Source organism: Pseudomonas sp. E6002 (genome assembly GCF_013385565.1).
Classification (GTDB): Bacteria; Pseudomonadota; Gammaproteobacteria; order Pseudomonadales; family Pseudomonadaceae; genus Aquipseudomonas.
This window is the reverse complement of record NZ_JACAPT010000001.1, coordinates 155270-172367: the sequence shown is the minus strand read 5'-3', so window position 1 is coordinate 172367 and position 17098 is coordinate 155270. Positions and strand designations below refer to the sequence as shown.

14 protein-coding genes are annotated in these 17098 nt (G+C 61.2%); 5 read left to right on the top strand and 9 right to left on the bottom strand.

Annotated elements, in window-relative coordinates; all coding sequences use genetic code 11:
• Window positions 1-188 precede the first annotated feature (188 nt).
• Together HX815_RS00875 and ttcA are read right to left on the bottom strand one after the other, a co-directional pair.
• Window positions 189-860 (bottom strand): DNA-3-methyladenine glycosylase I, encoded by a 672-nt coding sequence (locus HX815_RS00875; RefSeq protein ID WP_004371396.1) that lies wholly within the window; start codon window positions 858-860, stop codon window positions 189-191.
• 67 nt (window positions 861-927) lie between these two features.
• Complete coding sequence (gene ttcA, locus HX815_RS00870; protein WP_008435321.1) at window positions 928-1752, bottom strand: tRNA 2-thiocytidine(32) synthetase TtcA; 825 nt, start codon at window positions 1750-1752, stop codon at window positions 928-930.
• A gap of 362 nt (window positions 1753-2114) precedes the next feature.
• Here ttcA and HX815_RS00865 point away from each other — a divergent pair, with 362 nt between their 5' ends.
• Complete coding sequence (locus tag HX815_RS00865; RefSeq protein WP_004371402.1) at window positions 2115-2717, top strand: Yip1 family protein; 603 nt, start codon at window positions 2115-2117, stop codon at window positions 2715-2717.
• A gap of 128 nt (window positions 2718-2845) precedes the next feature.
• Window positions 2846-3340, top strand: a complete 495-nt coding sequence (locus tag HX815_RS00860) for a SprT family zinc-dependent metalloprotease (RefSeq protein WP_004371405.1) — start codon at window positions 2846-2848, stop codon at window positions 3338-3340.
• Between the two features lie 123 nt (window positions 3341-3463).
• On the opposite strand, the gene HX815_RS00855 is transcribed toward HX815_RS00860, so the two are convergent.
• Complete coding sequence (locus tag HX815_RS00855) at window positions 3464-4645, bottom strand: CaiB/BaiF CoA-transferase family protein (RefSeq protein ID WP_177027681.1); 1182 nt, start codon at window positions 4643-4645, stop codon at window positions 3464-3466.
• 149 nt (window positions 4646-4794) lie between these two features.
• Window positions 4795-6129 carry a dicarboxylate/amino acid:cation symporter gene (locus HX815_RS00850; RefSeq protein WP_008435307.1) on the bottom strand — a complete coding sequence of 445 codons (1335 nt, stop codon included), beginning with the start codon at window positions 6127-6129 and terminating at the stop codon, window positions 4795-4797.
• A gap of 337 nt (window positions 6130-6466) precedes the next feature.
• Here HX815_RS00850 and HX815_RS00845 point away from each other — a divergent pair, with 337 nt between their 5' ends.
• A complete protein-coding gene (locus HX815_RS00845) occupies window positions 6467-7465 on the top strand; it encodes an AraC family transcriptional regulator (protein WP_003214223.1) in 999 nt (332 codons plus the stop codon).
• Between the two features lie 129 nt (window positions 7466-7594).
• Here the strand turns inward: HX815_RS00845 and HX815_RS00840 are convergent, their stop codons facing one another.
• The 3 genes from HX815_RS00840 to HX815_RS00830 are packed head-to-tail and all read right to left on the bottom strand — an operon-like array spanning window position 7595 to window position 9942.
• Window positions 7595-8941, bottom strand: coding sequence for an ATP-binding protein (locus HX815_RS00840; RefSeq protein WP_023659245.1), 1347 nt, complete (start codon window positions 8939-8941; stop codon window positions 7595-7597).
• Window positions 8938-9615 carry a response regulator transcription factor gene (locus HX815_RS00835; RefSeq protein ID WP_003214228.1) on the bottom strand — a complete coding sequence of 226 codons (678 nt, stop codon included), beginning with the start codon at window positions 9613-9615 and terminating at the stop codon, window positions 8938-8940. Before HX815_RS00835 ends, HX815_RS00840 begins: the two co-directional genes overlap by 4 nt.
• Window positions 9616-9633: 18 nt before the next feature.
• The gene (locus HX815_RS00830; protein WP_003214230.1) at window positions 9634-9942 is read right to left on the bottom strand and encodes a hypothetical protein; all 309 of its coding nucleotides are present in this window, start codon (window positions 9940-9942) and stop codon (window positions 9634-9636) included.
• Between the two features lie 180 nt (window positions 9943-10122).
• Between HX815_RS00830 and HX815_RS00825 the strand changes: the two genes are divergently transcribed.
• On the top strand, window positions 10123-10839 hold the full coding sequence (locus tag HX815_RS00825; protein ID WP_177019554.1) for a 4'-phosphopantetheinyl transferase: 717 nt from the start codon (window positions 10123-10125) through the stop codon (window positions 10837-10839).
• Here the strand turns inward: HX815_RS00825 and HX815_RS00820 are convergent.
• Together HX815_RS00820 and HX815_RS00815 are read right to left on the bottom strand one after the other, a co-directional pair.
• The gene (locus tag HX815_RS00820; protein WP_008435298.1) at window positions 10836-12446 is read right to left on the bottom strand and encodes an ATP-binding protein; all 1611 of its coding nucleotides are present in this window, start codon (window positions 12444-12446) and stop codon (window positions 10836-10838) included. The two genes, HX815_RS00825 and HX815_RS00820, sit on opposite strands and share 4 nt — an antisense overlap.
• Window positions 12443-13168, bottom strand: a complete 726-nt coding sequence (locus HX815_RS00815; protein ID WP_008435295.1) for a response regulator — start codon at window positions 13166-13168, stop codon at window positions 12443-12445. The genes HX815_RS00820 and HX815_RS00815 overlap by 4 nt, the downstream gene beginning before the upstream one ends.
• Before the next feature lie 804 nt (window positions 13169-13972).
• On the opposite strand from HX815_RS00815, the gene HX815_RS00810 reads away from it, so the two are divergent.
• A complete protein-coding gene (locus HX815_RS00810; protein ID WP_003214238.1) occupies window positions 13973-16870 on the top strand; it encodes a ribonucleoside-diphosphate reductase subunit alpha in 2898 nt (965 codons plus the stop codon).
• Window positions 16871-17098 lie beyond the last annotated feature (228 nt).

Sequence of the window (17098 nt, the reverse complement as noted above, 5' to 3'; positions counted from 1 at the left end):
ACTTTTCGGGCAAAGCCGCAATCAATGTGGCTGGGGAGCTTTTTTGTGGCTAGGGAGCTTGCTGTGGCGAGGGAGCTTGCTCCCGCTGGAGTGCGAAGCGCTCCCAAGATTTTGGGGCCGCTACGCAGCCCAGCGGGAGCAAGCTCCCTCGCCACAGCAAGCTCTCTCCCCACTGGGTATTTTCGGGCTTAGTGGTTGACGGTATACGCCAGCATCATCGACAACTGGCACATCGGCCGCCCGCTCTCGGCATGCCACTGGTTGAACGCGCCCTGCACCGTGGCCAGGTCCCGCAGGCTGGTGGGCACCTTGTCGACGATCTTCTGCGCATTCAGCGCCGCCACCACGTCATAGCTCGGCACGAACGTGTCCTTGCCCACCATCCGCAAAAAGCGCGGCGCCGACAGCCCGCCCAACTGGTGGCCGTGCTTGCTCAGGTACTTCCACAGGCCGACGATATCGGTCACTGGCCAGTCGGCAATAAACCCGCCGAAGCTGCCTTTTTCCTTCTCGATATCCAGAATCATCTGCGCATTGCGCGGCACGCTCTTGAGCTTGCCCAGGTGACGGATGATGCGCGTGTCCTGCATCAGCCGCTCCAGGTGCTCGGCGCCCATGAGTACGACTTTTTCCGGGTCAAACCCAAAGAACACCTGCTCGAAGGCCGGCCACTTGGCGTCCACCACGCTGTGCTTCAGGCCGGCACGAAACACCCGCAGCGACAGGGTCGACAGGTAGCGGTCATCGCTGATCTTGCGCAGTTTCGCCGGGGTCAGGGGCACAGGCAGGTGGGCTTCCAACTCGGCCGCCGAACCAAACCGGTTCAGACAATATTCGTGCAGCCACTTGTAATCGCGCATGCCCTCTCCTAAGGATTGAAATGAAAACGGCGCCCAGGAGCGCCGTCTGTCAGAGCGCTGAAAACACTCAGAGGTTCACTACGTTGACGAAGCGCGACGCCGCACTTTCGTCGATACGCAGGCTGGTGAAGTCGAACAGGTTACGGTCAGCCAACTGCGACGGCTGCACGTTCTGCAAGCTGCGGAAGATGCTGTCGACGCGGCCCGGGGTCTTGCGGTCCCAATCCTGGAGCATGTCCTTGACCACCTGGCGCTGCAGGTTTTCCTGGGAGCCGCAGAGGTTGCACGGGATGATCGGGAATTGCTTGAGGTCGGAGTAGGCCTGGATGTCCTTCTCATGGCAGTACGCAAGTGGGCGGATCACCACGTTGCGCCCGTCATCGGCCCGCAGCTTGGGCGGCATGGCCTTGAGGCTGCCGTTGAAGAACATGTTGAGGAAGAAGGTTTCGACGATGTCATCGCGGTGATGACCCAGGGCCATCTTGGTCGCGCCGATTTCGTCGGCAAACGTATAGAGCGTGCCACGGCGCAGGCGCGAGCACAGCGAGCAGGTGGTCTTGCCTTCCGGGACCAGCTCCTTGACCACCGAATAGGTGTCTTTCTCGACGATGTGGTACTCGATCCCCAATTCCTTGAGGTAGGCCGGCAGCACATGCTCGGGAAAACCCGGCTGCTTCTGGTCCATGTTCACGGCAACGATGTCGAACTTGATCGGCGCGACCTTTTGCAGGTGCATCAGCACGTCGAGCATGGTGTAGCTGTCCTTGCCGCCGGACAGGCAGACCATGACCTTGTCGCCCTCTTCGATCATATTGAAATCGGCGACTGCCTCGCCGGCCAGGCGACGCAGGCGTTTTTGCAGTTTGTTCTGGTTGACCGTAAGAGTGCCCATGGCGCTTGGATCCGCGAAAGGTGTGTGACGAAAAGCCGGGTATTTTACCGGGATGGACGACCGAGTTCCAATGTGGGAGCGGGCTTGCTCGCGAACGCGAAGTGTCATTCGCCAGGTGTTTAGCTGACCCACCGCATTCGCGAGCAAGCCCGCTCCCACATTTGACCGCATTCCAATCAACAGACCCCGCCGCGATTAAGCCCAATGTTTACAGCGCAATTTGCTCTAAAGCCCCACACTTTTTCCGGTCATCACTTCCTATACTGCGACATAAGGTCGCACATATATCCAGACCTTTCAGGCCAATTGGCCCGTGGGCGCTCCGCTGGGGGGCGATGGTAATAACGACAGGAGTGACTGGCATGATCCATCACGTCGTGGGACTTTTCACCCACCCCGATCAGGAATGGCGGGAAATTCGTGGCGATAAAGAAGAAAGCATCGGCCACATGTACCTCACCCACACGCTGATTCTCGCGGCCATCCCCGCTGTCTCAGCCTTTATCGGTACCACTCAGGTGGGTTGGGTCATCGGCAGCCGCGCCCCGGTGATGCTGACGGTGGAAAGCGCGTTGTGGATGACCCTCATGTCCTACGCGGCGATGCTCGGCGGCGTGGCGGTGATGGGCGCGTTCATTCACTGGATGGCCCGCACCTATGACGCCAACCCCAGCATGGCGCGCTGCGTGGCGTTTGCCACCTACACCGCGACACCGCTGTTTATCGGCGGGCTGGCGGCGCTGTACCCGCATATGTGGCTGGGCATGGTGGTGGGTACGGCGGCCATTTGCTACACGGTGTATCTGCTGTACGTGGGGCTGCCGACCTTCATGAACATCCACCCGGACGAGGGCTTCCTGTTTTCCAGCTCGGTACTGGCGGTAGGCCTGGTGGTGCTGGTGGCGATCATGGCCTTTACCGTGATCGTCTGGGGGCTGGGCGTAGGCCCGATCTACACCAACTGACGCGGTTTACCCGCAGGAAAAGCCACCGCAAGGTGGCTTTGTGCGTTATGCATGACCATTCGGCGCCTGACAGATTCGGATACACCCTTGTTTGCGGCATACTGGACGTCTCTGGAGATATGTACAGCATGCCCGAGCAACTCAATACCCGCGTCGAAGATTGTTTCCTGCAAGCCGAATCCTTTTTCAAACGAAGCTTCAAACGCCCTCAGGTCAGCCTCAAGCTGCGGGGCCAGAAGGCCGGTGTCGCGCATTTGCACGAGAACCTGCTGCGCTTCAACCCGCAGCTGTACCGTGAAAACAGCCAACACTTCCTTAAACAGACAGTCGCCCATGAAGTGGCGCACCTGATTGCCCACCAATTGTTCGGCGAGCGCATCCAGCCCCATGGCGAGGAATGGCAGTTGATCATGCGTGGGGTTTACGAACTGCCGCCGGACCGCTGCCACACCTATGAAATCCAGCGGCGGCGCGTCACGCGGTATATCTACCGCTGTCCGTGTGCCGACAGTGACTTCCCGTTTTCGCCCCAGCGTCACGGGTTGGTGGGCCAGGGGCGGCGGTATTTGTGTCGCAGGTGCCGGCAGACTTTGGTGTTTACCGGGGAAACCCGCGTCGAGTGAGGTTTGTGGTGCTTGTAAGGCCCTCTTCGCGAGCAAGCCCGCTCCCACATTTGATCGCATTCCAACGATGGAACTCGGTTGAATGTGGGAGCGGGCTTGCTCGCGAAGGGGCCGGCCCAGGCGCTACTGAATCACCTTGGCACGCCGCAGATCATCTATCTGCTGAGCACTGAAGCCCAACTCCACCAACACCTCATCGCTGTGGGCGCCCAATGCCGCCCCGATATGCCTGGCCGCCGGCAAGCCCTCGGAGAACTTCAGCGGGCAGGCGATTTGCGCCTGGCTGGAACCATCGCCCCGCGGCACCTGGCTGACCAACTCCCGGGCTTTCAACTGCGGGTGTTCAACGGCCTCGCTCAGATTCAGCACCGGCTCGACACACGCATCAATCCCGGCAAACAGCTCACACAGCTCATCAAAGCTGCGTTTCTCGAACTCGAACTGCAGCGCCAGCTTGAGGGCTTTCTGCTGCTCGGGTTTGGGCGATAGGCCCATTGCCGCCAATTCAGGGCGGCCAAGGGCCGTACACAACTGCTGCATAAACGCCGGCTCCAGACTGCCCACCGACAACCAGCGTCCTTCCCGCGATCGGTAATAGTCATAGAAACTGCCGCCATTGAGCACTTGGTTCTCCCACGCCGGCTCCACGCCGCACGCCAGGTAACCGGCGCCGGCCATGGCATTCAGGCTGAAGGCGCAGTCGGTCATGCTCACGTCCAGGTATTGCCCCACCCCACTGTGCTGCCGGGCAATCACCGCCGCCAGCAAACCGATCACCGCGTGCAACGAGCCGCCCCCCACATCCGCCAACTGCACACCCAAGGGCAACGGCCCGCTGTCCTGGCGCCCGGTGTAGCTGGCAATGCCTGCCAGGGCCAGATAATTGATGTCATGGCCGGCGCGATCCTTGTAGGGGCCGGTCTGGCCGTAGCCGGTGATGGAGACGTAGATCAGCTTTGGGTTGATCGCCTTCAACGCCTCGTAACCCAGGCCCAGGCGCTCCATGACCCCAGGGCGGAACTGCTCGAGGACGATGTCATAGTCCGCCACCAGTTGCCGCACGATCGCCACCGCCTCGGCCTGCTTGAGGTCCAGGGCCAGGCTGCGTTTGTTGCGGTTCAGATAGGCATGGCTGGCCGACACGCCCTGGTCATGGGGCGGCAGTACTCGCAGCAGGTCCATGCGCGTGGGGGATTCGATGCGCAACACCTCGGCGCCCATGTCGGCCAGCAGCAACGAGGCGAACGGCCCCGGCAGCAAGGTGGAGAAATCCAGTACTTTGAGGGACGCCAAGGGACCTGACATGCGGACTCCGATTCCGATTCGATTGGCCACAGAGTAGGCAAACCCGGCGGTCGGCGGCAATCACATAAACCATCATCCGAAGTGACTGATGCTTCCCGAAGGCATAAAAAAACCCATCCGAAGATGGGTTTTTCACAAACGCTGCAGCCTTACTTGACGGCGGTTGGAGCCGGGCCTTCGGCCACGCCCAGGTCGTCTTCTTCACGGGTGTCGGAGATACCGCGACCACCGGAAGCCAGTTCGACTTTCAGCTTGTCTTCGTCCAGTTCCTTGACCCACTTGGCCACAACCAGGGTTGCAACAGCGTTGCCAACCAGGTTGGTCAGTGCGCGGGCTTCGGACATGAAGCGGTCGATACCCAGGATCAGCGCCAGGCCGGCAACCGGCAGGTGGCCAACAGCCGACAGGGTAGCGGCCAGTACGATGAAACCACTACCGGTCACACCAGCAGCGCCCTTGGACGACAGCAGCAGTACCAGCAACAGGGTGATCTGGTGGGTGATGTCCATGTGGGTGTCAGTCGCCTGGGCGATGAACACGGCAGCCATGGTCAGGTAGATCGAAGTACCGTCCAGGTTGAAGGAGTAGCCAGTCGGGATAACCAGGCCGACTACCGACTTCTTGGCGCCCAGGCGCTCCATCTTGATCAGCATGCGTGGCAGTGCGGATTCGGACGAGGAAGTACCCAGTACGATCAGCAGTTCTTCACGGATGTAGCGGATCAGTTTCAGGACGCTGAAGCCGTGTGCGCGGCAGATGGCGCCCAGCACCAGCACCACGAACAGGATGCAGGTGATGTAGAAGCAGATCATCAGCTGACCGAGCTGCACCAGCGAACCTACGCCGTAGGCACCGATGGTGAACGCCATGGCGCCCAGGGCACCGAGTGGCGCGAGCTTCATGATCATGTTGATGATGTTGAACATCACGTGGGCGAAACGATCGATGAAGTCCAGCACCGGCTTGCCGTAGGCACCCAGGCGGTGCAGGGCGAAACCGAAGATCACCGAGAACATCAGCACTTGCAGGATGTCACCGGTAGCGAACGCGCCAACGATAGTGTTCGGGATCACGTTCAGCAGGAAGCCAACGATGCTCTGGTCGGCACCGGCAGTCACGTAGGCCGCGACTTTGGAGGCGTCCAGGGTAGCCACGTCGATATGCATGCCGGCGCCCGGTTGCACGACGTTGACCACGACCAGGCCGATCAGCAGGGCGATGGTGGAGACGATTTCGAAGTACAGCAGCGCGTAGCCGCCGGTCTTGCCGACCGATTTCATGCTTTGCATGCCAGCGATGCCGCTGACAACGGTGCAGAAGATGATCGGGGCGATGACCATTTTGATCAGCTTGATAAAGCCGTCACCCAGTGGCTTGAGGGCCACGCCGGTCTGCGGGTAGAAGTGACCGAGCAAAATACCGATAACGATTGCAACGATCACCTGGAAATACAGGGATTTGTACAGTGGCTGACGAGTCGTCATTGCAAAGTTCCTCAATCGTCCCGTGTGGCAAATATCCGCCATTGCCCACGACACTTGAATTGCGAACCCTCCTGCACTGGAGGGATTTGTTGTTTGAGAGCCTGCTCGAGGCGGTCTCCCTGCGCTCTGTATCGCAAGCGTCGTGCCACTTCTGCTGAAACTCCCTGAAGGCCTTTAGACATCAGCGCTCGGGCGATTTCCAGCTTAAGGTTATGCCTACAGACAGTGGCGGATTTCCGCCTGCTCGCCTGATCTCGTCCTACAATTTGGCGGATATCCGCCTTGTTGCACCCGCCCGGGGTGGCTAACATCCGCCACTCAATGGACGAGGCCCCTCATGCGTGAACGAACCATCGCCAGTCACTACGCCCGAGCCGCTCTCGGCGGTGCTCGCCGGGCCGGCTACGATTATTCGGGCCTGCTGCAGCAGGTCGGCATCACTGCGGAACTGCTGAGCGAGCCCCGCGCCCGCATCGCCCCCGAGCAATTCACCCAGTTGTTGCAAATGCTGTGGCTGGCGCTGGATGACGAATACCTGGGCTTCGCCGAAGGCCCGAGCAAGCGCGGCACTTTCGCCATGATGTGCCACGCGCTGATTCACTGCCGCACCCTGGAGAAGGCTCTGGAACGCGGCTTATTATTTTATAGCCTATTCCCGCAGGGTCCGCGCTGGCGTCTGACACGTGAAGGAGAAATGGCCCGCCTGAGCCTGGACGATTCGCAACTCTGGGACCCGGATCACTTCCTCAGCGAATGCCTGCTGGTGATCTGGCACCGCCTCGGCAGTTGGCTGATTGGCCAGCGCATCCGCCTGCACCAGGCCACCTTCAGCTACCCGACGCCGCCCCACGCCGGTGAGTACGACTTGCTGTTCCCCTGCCCGCAGGTATTCGCGGCGCCCACCAGCAGCCTGGTGTTCCCCAGCCGCTACCTGAGCCTGCCGTTGTTGCAGGACGAGCGCACCCTCAAGCATTTCCTCGAACGCTCCCCGGCCGACCTGCTGTCGCGGCCGGATGAAGGCGACAGCCTGAGCAGCCAGTTGCGCCGCCTATTGAGCCGCGACCGCACGCCCTGGCCTGACCTCGAAGCCGTCGCCCAGCACCTGCATATCAGCCCGCAGACCCTGCGTCGGCATTTGCGGGAGGAAGGCACCAGCTTTCAGGCGCTCAAGGATGAGTTGCGCCGGGACATTGCGATCTATCATTTGGGGCGGGCGGATTTGTCGTTGCAGGAAATCGCCGAGCAGCTGGGGTTTTCCGAACCGTCGGCGTTTCATCGGGCGTTCAAGAAGTGGACCGGGTTGACGCCGGGGGCCTATAGAGCACAAGAAACCTAGGTGTGTATTGATGCGACTGGCCTCTTCGCGAGCAAGCCCGCTCCCACATTTGACCGAGTTCCACGTTGGGAATGCCATCGAATGTGGGAGCGGGCTTGCTCGCGAAGAGGCCGGCACAGCCAATAAAGATCAAACAGCCGGGAAGTGAATCTTGAACGCAGCCCCACCCAGCGGTGAATCCCCAAGGGTCAGCCGGGCGCCATAGCTTTCAATGATGTCCTTGACCACCGCCAGGCCAATCCCCTGCCCCGGATGCTGGCGGTCGAGCCGCTCGCCCCGCTGCAGGATGCGCGCACGCTGGTCCGGCGGCACGCCGGGGCCATCGTCTTCGATGCACAACTCGGTGCCCTCCAGGCTTTCCTGCAAGGTGATGCGCACTTCGCTCAGGCACAGGCGATAGGCGTTCTCCAGCAGGTTGCCGAGCAGTTCCAGCAAGGCGCCCTTCTCGATCGGCACGTCGCATTCGTCCGGCAATTCAAAGGCGACCTTCACGCCCTTATCGCGATAAACCTTGTCCAGCGTGTCGCACAGGCTTTGCAGCACCGGCTCCAGCCGCACCTGGTGGCGCACCAGGCCGCTTTTACGCAGGCTGGCGCGCTGCAATTGGTAGCTGATCTGCTGGCTCATGCGTTCGATCTGCGATTGCAGTACCCAGGCCTGGTCCCGATCTTCGGGGCGCTGGGCCATGTCTTCACTCACGCCTTGCAACACCGCCAACGGGGTTTTCAGGCTGTGGGCCAGGTCATCCAGGGAATCGCGGTAACGGGTGCGTTGCTCCCGCTCGCTGTGGAGCAACCGGTTCAAGGAGCCGGTCAGGCGCAGCAGCTCGCGCGGGTGTTGCTCGCTGAGGCTTTCCCGGGTACCGCCTTCGATTTCATCCAGTTCCTGGCTCAGCCGGCGCAGCGCCTGCAGGCCCCAGGTCAGGCCCAGCCACAACAGGGTCAGCAGCACCAGCAAGGCGGCGCCGAAGCCCAGGTAGAGGTTTTCCCGCAGGCCTTCGAGGGTCAGTTGGTATTCGCGCACCGGTTGCAGGGCGACAATACTGAACGCCGCGCTCTTGCCGCCCAGCAGCTTGACCTCGACGTCATAGACAAAAAATTCCTGGCCGTTGGCCTCGCGGATCCGCGCAAATTCGTTACCGCGCCCGTCATAGCGCGGCTTGTAGTTGATGTTCTCTTCCTGTGTGGCGCGCGACCGCCAGACCAGATGGCCTTCGCGGTCATAGATGTAGCCCAGCAGGCGGCTGTCGGTGAGGTTGAAACGCTCGTCCGGCAACTGCGCGGGCATCAGCAGGCGATTGTTTTCAACCCGGGCAGCCGAAATCAGCGTCGTGACATCCGACGCCAGGCGCTGCTCGATGGAGTCCTGCAGGGCCAGGCTGAAGGCGCCCTGCATGGCCGGCAACAAGGCCAGCATAAACAGCACGGCCAGGATGGTGGCCGCGAGCATCAAACGTACACGTAGCGAGCGAATCAACGGCAGCGCTCATTGAACAGGTAGCCCAGGCCACGCACGGTGTCGATCGGCTTGAAACCCGCCGGGCCTTCCAGCTTGCGGCGCAGGCGGCCCACCAGCACTTCGATCACGTTCGGATCACGCTCGTCGTCATCGGGGTAGAGCTGTTCCATCAGGCGGTCCTTGGCGACCACTTGCTGGTGATGCCGCATCAGGTATTCGAGGATGCGGTATTCGTAGGCGGTCAGCGCCAGTGGCTGTTCGTCGAGGGACGCCTGCTTGCGATTGAGGTCCAGCAGCAACGGCCCGGCGACGATGGTGGATTGGGTGAAACCGCTGGAGCGGCGCAACAGTGCGTTCATCCGCGCTTCCAGCTCTTCGAACTGGAACGGCTTGACCACGTAGTCGTCGGCACCCGCTGCCAGGCCTTCAACCTTGTCCTGCCAGTTGCCACGGGCGGTCAGGATCAGGATCGGGAAGGTCTTGGCCTGGGCGCGCAATTGGCGGATCAGGTCCAGGCCGCCCATGCCGGGCAGGCCCAAATCGATGATCGCCAGGTCGTGGTTGAATTGCCCGGTCTGGTACAGCGCCTCTTCGGCATTGGCGACGGCCTCGACCACGTGACCGCTGTCGGTAAGGCGGGTCAACAGGTGATGGCGCAGCAACGCCTCATCTTCGACAACCAGCAATTTCATAAAGCTCTCCAAGGCAAATCAACTTTCCAACTGGGGTATATCATAGCGGCCCTGCAGGTCTTGCTGGCGCAATTTACTGCCGTTGAAGTGACCTGACAGGTTTTCATTGCCCACGCGGTAGTCTGACTGCGGGGTGTGCTGGCCCAGGGACTGGCCCCATGGAGCCGCCTGTTCTCCGGCATCCTCGAAGCTCACCCGCTGGAGAAGGCTGTAGGGCTTTTTGCTCTTCTCCTTGGAGAAACCCGCGAAACTCGAATCAGAGGCCTGGACGCCAGCGGTGGCGCTGAGCATGGTTAAGGCCAACATCAGCTTCTTGATCGCAGTCATGGTGCTACCTCATACGCTTGGGCTTTGGGTACGGGGCCAGACTACGCAGACACCCCTGAACTCCCCCTGAACACTCTCTGAACCTGGGCTGAACCGAGGCCGGCTACTGTGTAAAGAGTTATTTACGTATCCCCGGCCGCAGGCTATCCAGCGGCCCTGCAACTCGGCAAAATACCCGGCATGAATTCCCTACCCGCCTGCTGCACCCCACTTGACGCCCATTGGCCGTTGCCCGATGCCTTGCCCGGCACGGTCTTGCTGAGCACCCGTTTTGACCCGGCCCTGCTGGCCATCGGCGATTTCCAGCGCAGCGCCGTGCCGCCACCCGCGAGCATCCAGCGTTCGGTGGCCAAGCGGCAGGCGGAGTTCCTGGCCGGTCGCCTGTGCGCCCGCGCGGCCCTGCAACAGCTGGACGGGCTGGATTGCGTACCGGCGATCGGCGAGGACCGCGCGCCGGTCTGGCCCGCGCACATCAGCGGTTCGATCACCCACAGCACCGGCCATGCAGCGGCCATCGTCGCCCACAAGACACAGTGGCGCGGGCTGGGGATGGACCTGGAGAACCTGCTGACCCTGGAGCGGGCGGAACGCCTGGCCGGGGAGATCCTCACACCGGATGAATTGCTGCGCATGGCCGCCGGGCCGCGGGAGCAGGTTGCGCAACTGGTGACGCTGACGTTTTCGGCGAAAGAGAGCCTGTTCAAGGCGCTCTACCCGATCGTGCAGAAGCGCTTTTATTTTGAGCATGCCGAGTTGCTGGAGTGGTCGGATACCGGCCATGCGCGGCTGCGGTTGCTGACGGACTTGTCCGCAGAATGGTGCCATGGCAAGGAACTGGAGGCGCAGTTTGCGGTGGATGGCGGGCAGTTGTTGAGCCTGGTGGCCGTCCAGGCCTAGACCTTCTCCTGATCCCGTGGCCAACTCAGGCTGAAACACGCGCCACCCAGATTGTTGCTCTTGCTGATCAACGCCCGGCCGCCGTGCCAATAGATGATCCGCCGCACAATGGATAACCCCAGGCCGTGCCCACCCGACGCGCGGGTCCGGCTGTCATCCAGGCGCAGGAACGGCGTGAAAATCCGCTCCCAGGCACTTTCCGGTACGCCCGGCCCGTCGTCTTCCACGTCGATGCGGCAACGCACCTGGCCCACCTGGTAACTGATCAGCACCTGCCCCTGGGCGTGGCGCATGGCGTTGCTCACCAGGTTTTGCAGGGCACGGTGCAGGTAACGCGGCTCGGCCTCCACCCATGCATCGTCCCAATGCGCCGAGGACAGGCAGATGCCCCGCGCCACGTTGATTTCCGGGCGCAGCGGTGACAGTTCATCAATTACCTGATCCAGCAACGCATTGAGGTCGACCCGCTGGAAATTCAGTGCCGGCGCCCCCTGTTCCAGCCGCGCGTAGGTGAGCATTTCGTCCACCAGGCCATCGAGGTCCTGGATGTCGCTGTCCATGCCCTCCATATACTTGCGCCGCGCTTCAGGCGTGGCCGCGTCGCCGATCATCTCCAGGCCGAACCGCAGGCGCGCCACCGGGGTGCGCAATTCGTGGGACACCGCCCGCACCAGTTCGCGCTGAATTGCCAACAGGCGTTGCAGGTGCTCGGCCATGCCATTGAACGCTGCCGCCAGGCGCCCCACCGAATCGGCGCCGCGGGCCGGCACCCGCACTTCCAGGCTGCCTTTGGCGATGCGCGTGGCGGCGGCTTCCAGGCCACTCAAGCGCCGCTCCAGCTGGCGCACCAATAAATAGACGATCAAGCCGATCAAGGTCAGGCTGATCAGCGCAATCAGGATCAGCCATTGCGCCGGGTACGGATTCATCTGATACAGCGGGCCGATTTCCAGGACCCACGGCGTGCCGACCATGCCGGCAAATACCCGGATCGAATCCCCACCCTTGCCCAGGGCCATCACGGTATCGCCTTCGGACACGCGGCGGCGCTGGTCTTCGTCCATATCAGCCTGATTGAGCATCACCAGGTGCATCTCGAAACCAAAGCCCTTGGCTTCCTTCAGGTCTGCGAGTTTCTGCGGTTGCTCCGCCACCGGGAAACGCACCAGCTCATCGGCCAGCAGGTAAATCGTCGCGCGGGCCAGTTGTTCGCTGATTTGCTGCACTTCACCGGTCAGCAACAGTTGCTCCTGGTCACTGACCAAGCGCAGCACCCTGGCCGCGTGAGGCCCGGTTTGCTCCACCAACACCTGGCCGCGTTGCAGACGGGTACGCTGGGTCAGGTCCAGGTGCGCCTCCGCCACGGTCTGCAATTGCAGCGGGATACCCAGCAAGCGCTCCCACACTGCCAGGGCGCGGCGGCGCTCGATGGCACTCATGGGTTGCAGGTTGTCGCCCATCAGCGCGAAGGTGCCGTGGGCCAGGCGCTCGCGGTACTGGCCGCTGCGCACTTCATTGAGCAGGTGCAAGGCCAGTACGCCAAGCAACGCCACCAGAATCAGCGCCGCGCACATGCCGCCGTAGATGCGCAGGAAGATTGAGTTCACGGCGTCAGGTCAGCCGCGGCTTCGGGGACGAACAGGTAGCCTTTGCTGCGAATGGTCTTGATCAGGCGTGGGTGGATCGGGTCGTCGCCGATTTTCGGACGGATGCGCGAGATGCGCACGTCGATGGAGCGGTCCTGGCCGTCATAGCCAATGCCGCGCAAGGCGGTGAAGATTTCTTCCCGGGACAGGATCCGCCCGGCATTCGCCACCAGCAACCACAGCAGGTCGAATTCGGCGCTGGTCAGTTCGATGCCGCCTTCGTGCAGCCAGGCTTCACGCAGGGCGTTGTCCACCACCAGCGGGCCGAATTGCAGGCGCCGCTGTTTTTCGGGGAGTGCCGGCTCGACGCTTTCGCTGCGCCGCAGCAGGGCCTGGATGCGTGCCAGCAACAGGCGTGGACGCACGGGTTTGCACACGTAATCGTCGGCGCCCATGTCCAGGCCCAGCACCTGGTCCATGTCGTCGGTGCGCGCGGTGAGCATCAGGATCACCCCGTCGTAGCGCTCGCGCACCTTGCGGCAAATGCTCAGGCCGTCTTCACCGGGCAACATCAGGTCGAGGATCACCAGGTCCGGCTGCTCGGCGATGATCCGCGCCGCCGCGAGGGCGCCATTGCCTTCCACCGACACCCGCAAGCCGTTGCTCTCCAGGTAGTCACGGGTCAACTCGGCCAGTCGCTCGTCGTCCTCGACAATCAATACCTGCCAGGCTTCTTGCTCCATGCGTTACCTCGGTTCTAATTATTGTAGGGGCGGGTTTGCCCGAGAAAACTCGAGGGCGCCGCGTTTATTCAGGTTTCCAGCGTCATCGTTGACGTCCTTCGCGGGCAAGCCCGCTCCTACAGTTGTCATGTAGGCGAGGCATAAACTGTATGGATAACCGCCGATTGTAGCAACGGGCCGGCCCTCTGCCACAAGCGCGCAAATGCGTTCGGACATCGTGTTTTTTTGTGATAGGGTTCGCGCCCGCAAAAATCCAACCGGTTGTTTTTACCTCGGAATATTCGGTGACAAACGGCGCAATGCAGCAGTACTGCGGCCTACACGGCCATTCCACGTTTCATACACATTTTACCCACAGCGTTATCCACAGGTAGTCCGTTGCTAAGCCCCCCAAAACGCATTATCTTGTAGGTCGTCGCCAAAAAAACCCTACATGTAGGGTTTTCAGCGAAAAGACCAAACACAAATCAGACAAGAAACTCAAGCTCTTTCTTGCTCCTGTTTGGTGAACTTAAGCCTTTTTCAGAAGACCAAACCGCGCACGCGGATGGCAGCCGCTTTCTGCCCCGATCAGGCGAAAACGGTACGGGTGTTGCAGTACGAAACTGTCACCCACCAGGAATACGGTAAAGAGCCCCAAGGCTTGTAACCGAAGACTTCGGCATGGAAGCGGCGCGAACAGCTCCCTTCCTCCTGTCCCGAAGTTGTTATGCCAGGCCCCTGGCCTGTTGTAAGTGCTTCAGGACGGAACGGTGGGCACCGTGATGGTGCCCAAATAAATATAGAATGTGGAGACAACCCCCCATGCAAACCGACACAACTCGCGAGAACCCGCAGGGCTCCGTGCCGCAGGCCGCTGATTCGAACCTGGATCTGTCCGCCACCGCGCCCGGCCAATTGCGCGTGATCAAGCGTAACGGCACTGTCGTTCCTTACACCGATGACAAAATCACCGTCGCGATCACCAAAGCGTTTCTTGCAGTTGAAGGCGGCACCGCTGCTGCCTCGTCGCGCATCCACGACACCGTTGCCCGCCTGACCGAACAGGTCACCGCAACCTTCAAGCGTCGCATGCCATCGGGCGGCACCATTCACATCGAAGAAATCCAGGACCAGGTCGAACTCGCCCTGATGCGTGCCGGCGAGCAGAAAGTCGCCCGCGACTACGTGATCTACCGTGACTCGCGCGCCAAGGAACGTGCCGTACGTTCCCCGGCCGAAGAAGCTGCCGTACAAGCTCACCCGTCGATCCGCATCACCCTGGCCGACGGTACGTTTGCACCGCTGGACCTGGGCCGCCTGAACACCATCATCACCGAGGCCTGCGAAGGCCTGGAAGAAGTCGATGGCGACCTGATCCAGCGCGAAACCCTGAAGAACCTGTACGACGGCGTGGCCCTGACCGACGTCAACACCGCACTGGTGATGACCGCCCGTACCCTGGTCGAGCGTGAGCCGAACTACTCGTTCGTCACCGCGCGCCTGCTGATGGACACCCTGCGTGCCGAAGGCCTGGGCTTCCTGAAAGTCGCCGACAGCGCCACCCACCACGAGATGGCCGACCTGTACGCCAAGGCCCTGCCGGCCTACATCGCCAAGGGTATCGAATTCGAATTGCTGAACCCGATCCTGGCCACCTTCGACCTGGAAAAACTCGGCAAGGCGATCAACCACGAGCGCGACCAGCAGTTCACTTACCTGGGCCTGCAAACCCTGTACGACCGTTACTTCATCCACAAGGACGGGATCCGCTTCGAACTGCCGCAAGTGTTCTTCATGCGCGTGGCCATGGGCCTGGCGATCGAAGAGAAGCACAAAGAAGACCGTGCCATCGAGTTCTACAACCTGTTGTCGTCCTTCGACTACATGTCGTCGACCCCGACCCTGTTCAACGCCGGTACCCTGCGCCCACAACTGTCCAGCTGCTACCTGACCACCGTGCCGGATGACCTGTCGGGCATCTACCACGCGATCCACGACAACGCCATGCTGTCCAAATTCGCTGGCGGCCTGGGTAACGACTGGACCCCGGTGCGTGCACTGGGTTCGTACATCAAGGGCACCAACGGCAAGTCCCAGGGCGTTGTACCGTTCCTCAAAGTAGTGAACGACACCGCCGTAGCCGTGAACCAGGGTGGCAAGCGCAAGGGCGCTGTATGTGCCTACCTGGAAACCTGGCACATGGACATCGAAGAGTTCATCGAGCTGCGCAAGAACACCGGTGATGACCGTCGTCGTACCCACGACATGAACACCGCCAACTGGATCCCTGACCTGTTCATGAAGCGCGTCTTCGATGACGGCAAGTGGACCCTGTTCTCGCCATCCGAAGTACCGGACCTGCACGACCTGACCGGCAAGGCTTTCGAAGAGCGCTACGAGTACTACGAAGCCCTCACCGAGTACCCGGGCAAGGTCAAGCTGTTCAAGACCATCCAGGCCAAAGACCTGTGGCGCAAAATGCTCTCCATGCTGTTTGAAACCGGCCACCCATGGCTGACCTTCAAAGACCCGTGCAACCTGCGCAGCCCGCAGCAGCACGTGGGCGTGGTCCACAGCTCGAACCTGTGCACCGAGATCACCTTGAACACCAACAAGGACGAGATCGCCGTTTGCAACCTGGGCTCGATCAACCTGCCGAACCACATCGTCAACGGCAAGCTGGACACCGCCAAGCTGGAACGCACCGTGAACACCGCCGTTCGCATGCTCGATAACGTTATCGACATCAACTATTACTCGGTACCCCAGGCGCAGAACTCCAACTTCAAGCACCGTCCGGTCGGCCTGGGCATCATGGGCTTCCAGGACGCGCTGTACCTGCAGCACATTCCTTACGGTTCGGACGCTGCAGTCGAGTTCGCCGACAAGTCCATGGAAGCGGTCAGCTACTACGCGATCCAGGCTTCCTGCGACCTGGCCGACGAGCGTGGCGCCTACGAGACGTTCCAGGGTTCGCTGTGGTCCAAAGGCATCCTGCCGCTGGATTCGCAACAGATCCTGATCGAGCAACGTGGCCAGAAGTACATCGACGTTGACCTGAACGAATCCCTGGACTGGGCGCCGGTACGTGCCCGTGTGCAGAAAGGCATTCGTAACTCCAACATCATGGCCATCGCACCGACCGCCACCATCGCCAACATCACTGGCGTATCGCAGTCGATCGAACCGACCTACCAGAACCTGTATGTGAAATCGAACCTGTCGGGCGAATTCACCGTGATCAACCCGTACCTGGTTCGCGACCTGAAAGCCCGCGGCCTGTGGGACTCGGTCATGATCAACGACCTGAAGTACTACGACGGTTCGGTGCAGCAGATCGAGCGCATCCCGCAAGAACTCAAAGAGCTCTACGCGACTGCCTTCGAGGTGGACACCAAGTGGATCGTCGACGCCGCCAGCCGTCGCCAGAAGTGGATCGACCAGGCTCAGTCGCTGAACCTGTACATCGCCGGCGCATCGGGCAAGAAGCTCGACGTGACCTACCGCATGGCCTGGTACCGTGGCCTGAAAACCACTTACTACCTCCGTGCCCTGGCTGCCACCAGCACCGAGAAGTCGACCATCAACACCGGCAAGCTGAACGCTGTTTCCAGCGGCGGCAACCACGGTGATGATTCGGTTCTCGCCGCACCTGCCGGCCCGGCGCCAGTGCCTAAAGCCTGCGCGATCGACGAGCCGGATTGCGAAGCTTGCCAATAAGCTGAGCACACCCTGGGTCTAACCACCCAATGTTGAAAAACCCCCGATAGGCCTACGGCGTATCGGGGGTTTCTTTTGCCTGGAACAACACCGTCGCGATTCGCGCAGGTATTTCACCTCCTTGAAAACATCGGTGGGCTTCTGGCCGACGTGCATCATGGCGACTTTTATCGCTGAAACAGTGATGCAGTTGCCGCCAGGGCCCTGACTGAATCCGCTCCAGATATC

Excerpts from the sequence above, each read along its gene's own strand:
- HX815_RS00830 (WP_003214230.1), bottom strand. The coding sequence starts at position 9,942 with ATGACTGCGATCAAGAAGCTGATGTTGGCCTTAACCATGCTCAGCGCC.
- HX815_RS00875 (WP_004371396.1), bottom strand. The coding sequence starts at position 860 with ATGCGCGATTACAAGTGGCTGCACGAATATTGTCTGAACCGGTTTGGT.
- HX815_RS00865 (WP_004371402.1), top strand. The coding sequence starts at position 2,115 with ATGATCCATCACGTCGTGGGACTTTTCACCCACCCCGATCAGGAATGG.
- ttcA (WP_008435321.1), bottom strand. The coding sequence starts at position 1,752 with ATGGGCACTCTTACGGTCAACCAGAACAAACTGCAAAAACGCCTGCGT.
- HX815_RS00850 (WP_008435307.1), bottom strand. The coding sequence starts at position 6,129 with ATGACGACTCGTCAGCCACTGTACAAATCCCTGTATTTCCAGGTGATC.
- HX815_RS00815 (WP_008435295.1), bottom strand. The coding sequence starts at position 13,168 with ATGGAGCAAGAAGCCTGGCAGGTATTGATTGTCGAGGACGACGAGCGA.
- HX815_RS00835 (WP_003214228.1), bottom strand. The coding sequence starts at position 9,615 with ATGAAATTGCTGGTTGTCGAAGATGAGGCGTTGCTGCGCCATCACCTG.
- HX815_RS00855 (WP_177027681.1), bottom strand. The coding sequence starts at position 4,645 with ATGTCAGGTCCCTTGGCGTCCCTCAAAGTACTGGATTTCTCCACCTTG.
- HX815_RS00860 (WP_004371405.1), top strand. The coding sequence starts at position 2,846 with ATGCCCGAGCAACTCAATACCCGCGTCGAAGATTGTTTCCTGCAAGCC.
- HX815_RS00845 (WP_003214223.1), top strand. The coding sequence starts at position 6,467 with ATGCGTGAACGAACCATCGCCAGTCACTACGCCCGAGCCGCTCTCGGC.
- HX815_RS00825 (WP_177019554.1), top strand. The coding sequence starts at position 10,123 with ATGAATTCCCTACCCGCCTGCTGCACCCCACTTGACGCCCATTGGCCG.
- HX815_RS00810 (WP_003214238.1), top strand. The coding sequence starts at position 13,973 with ATGCAAACCGACACAACTCGCGAGAACCCGCAGGGCTCCGTGCCGCAG.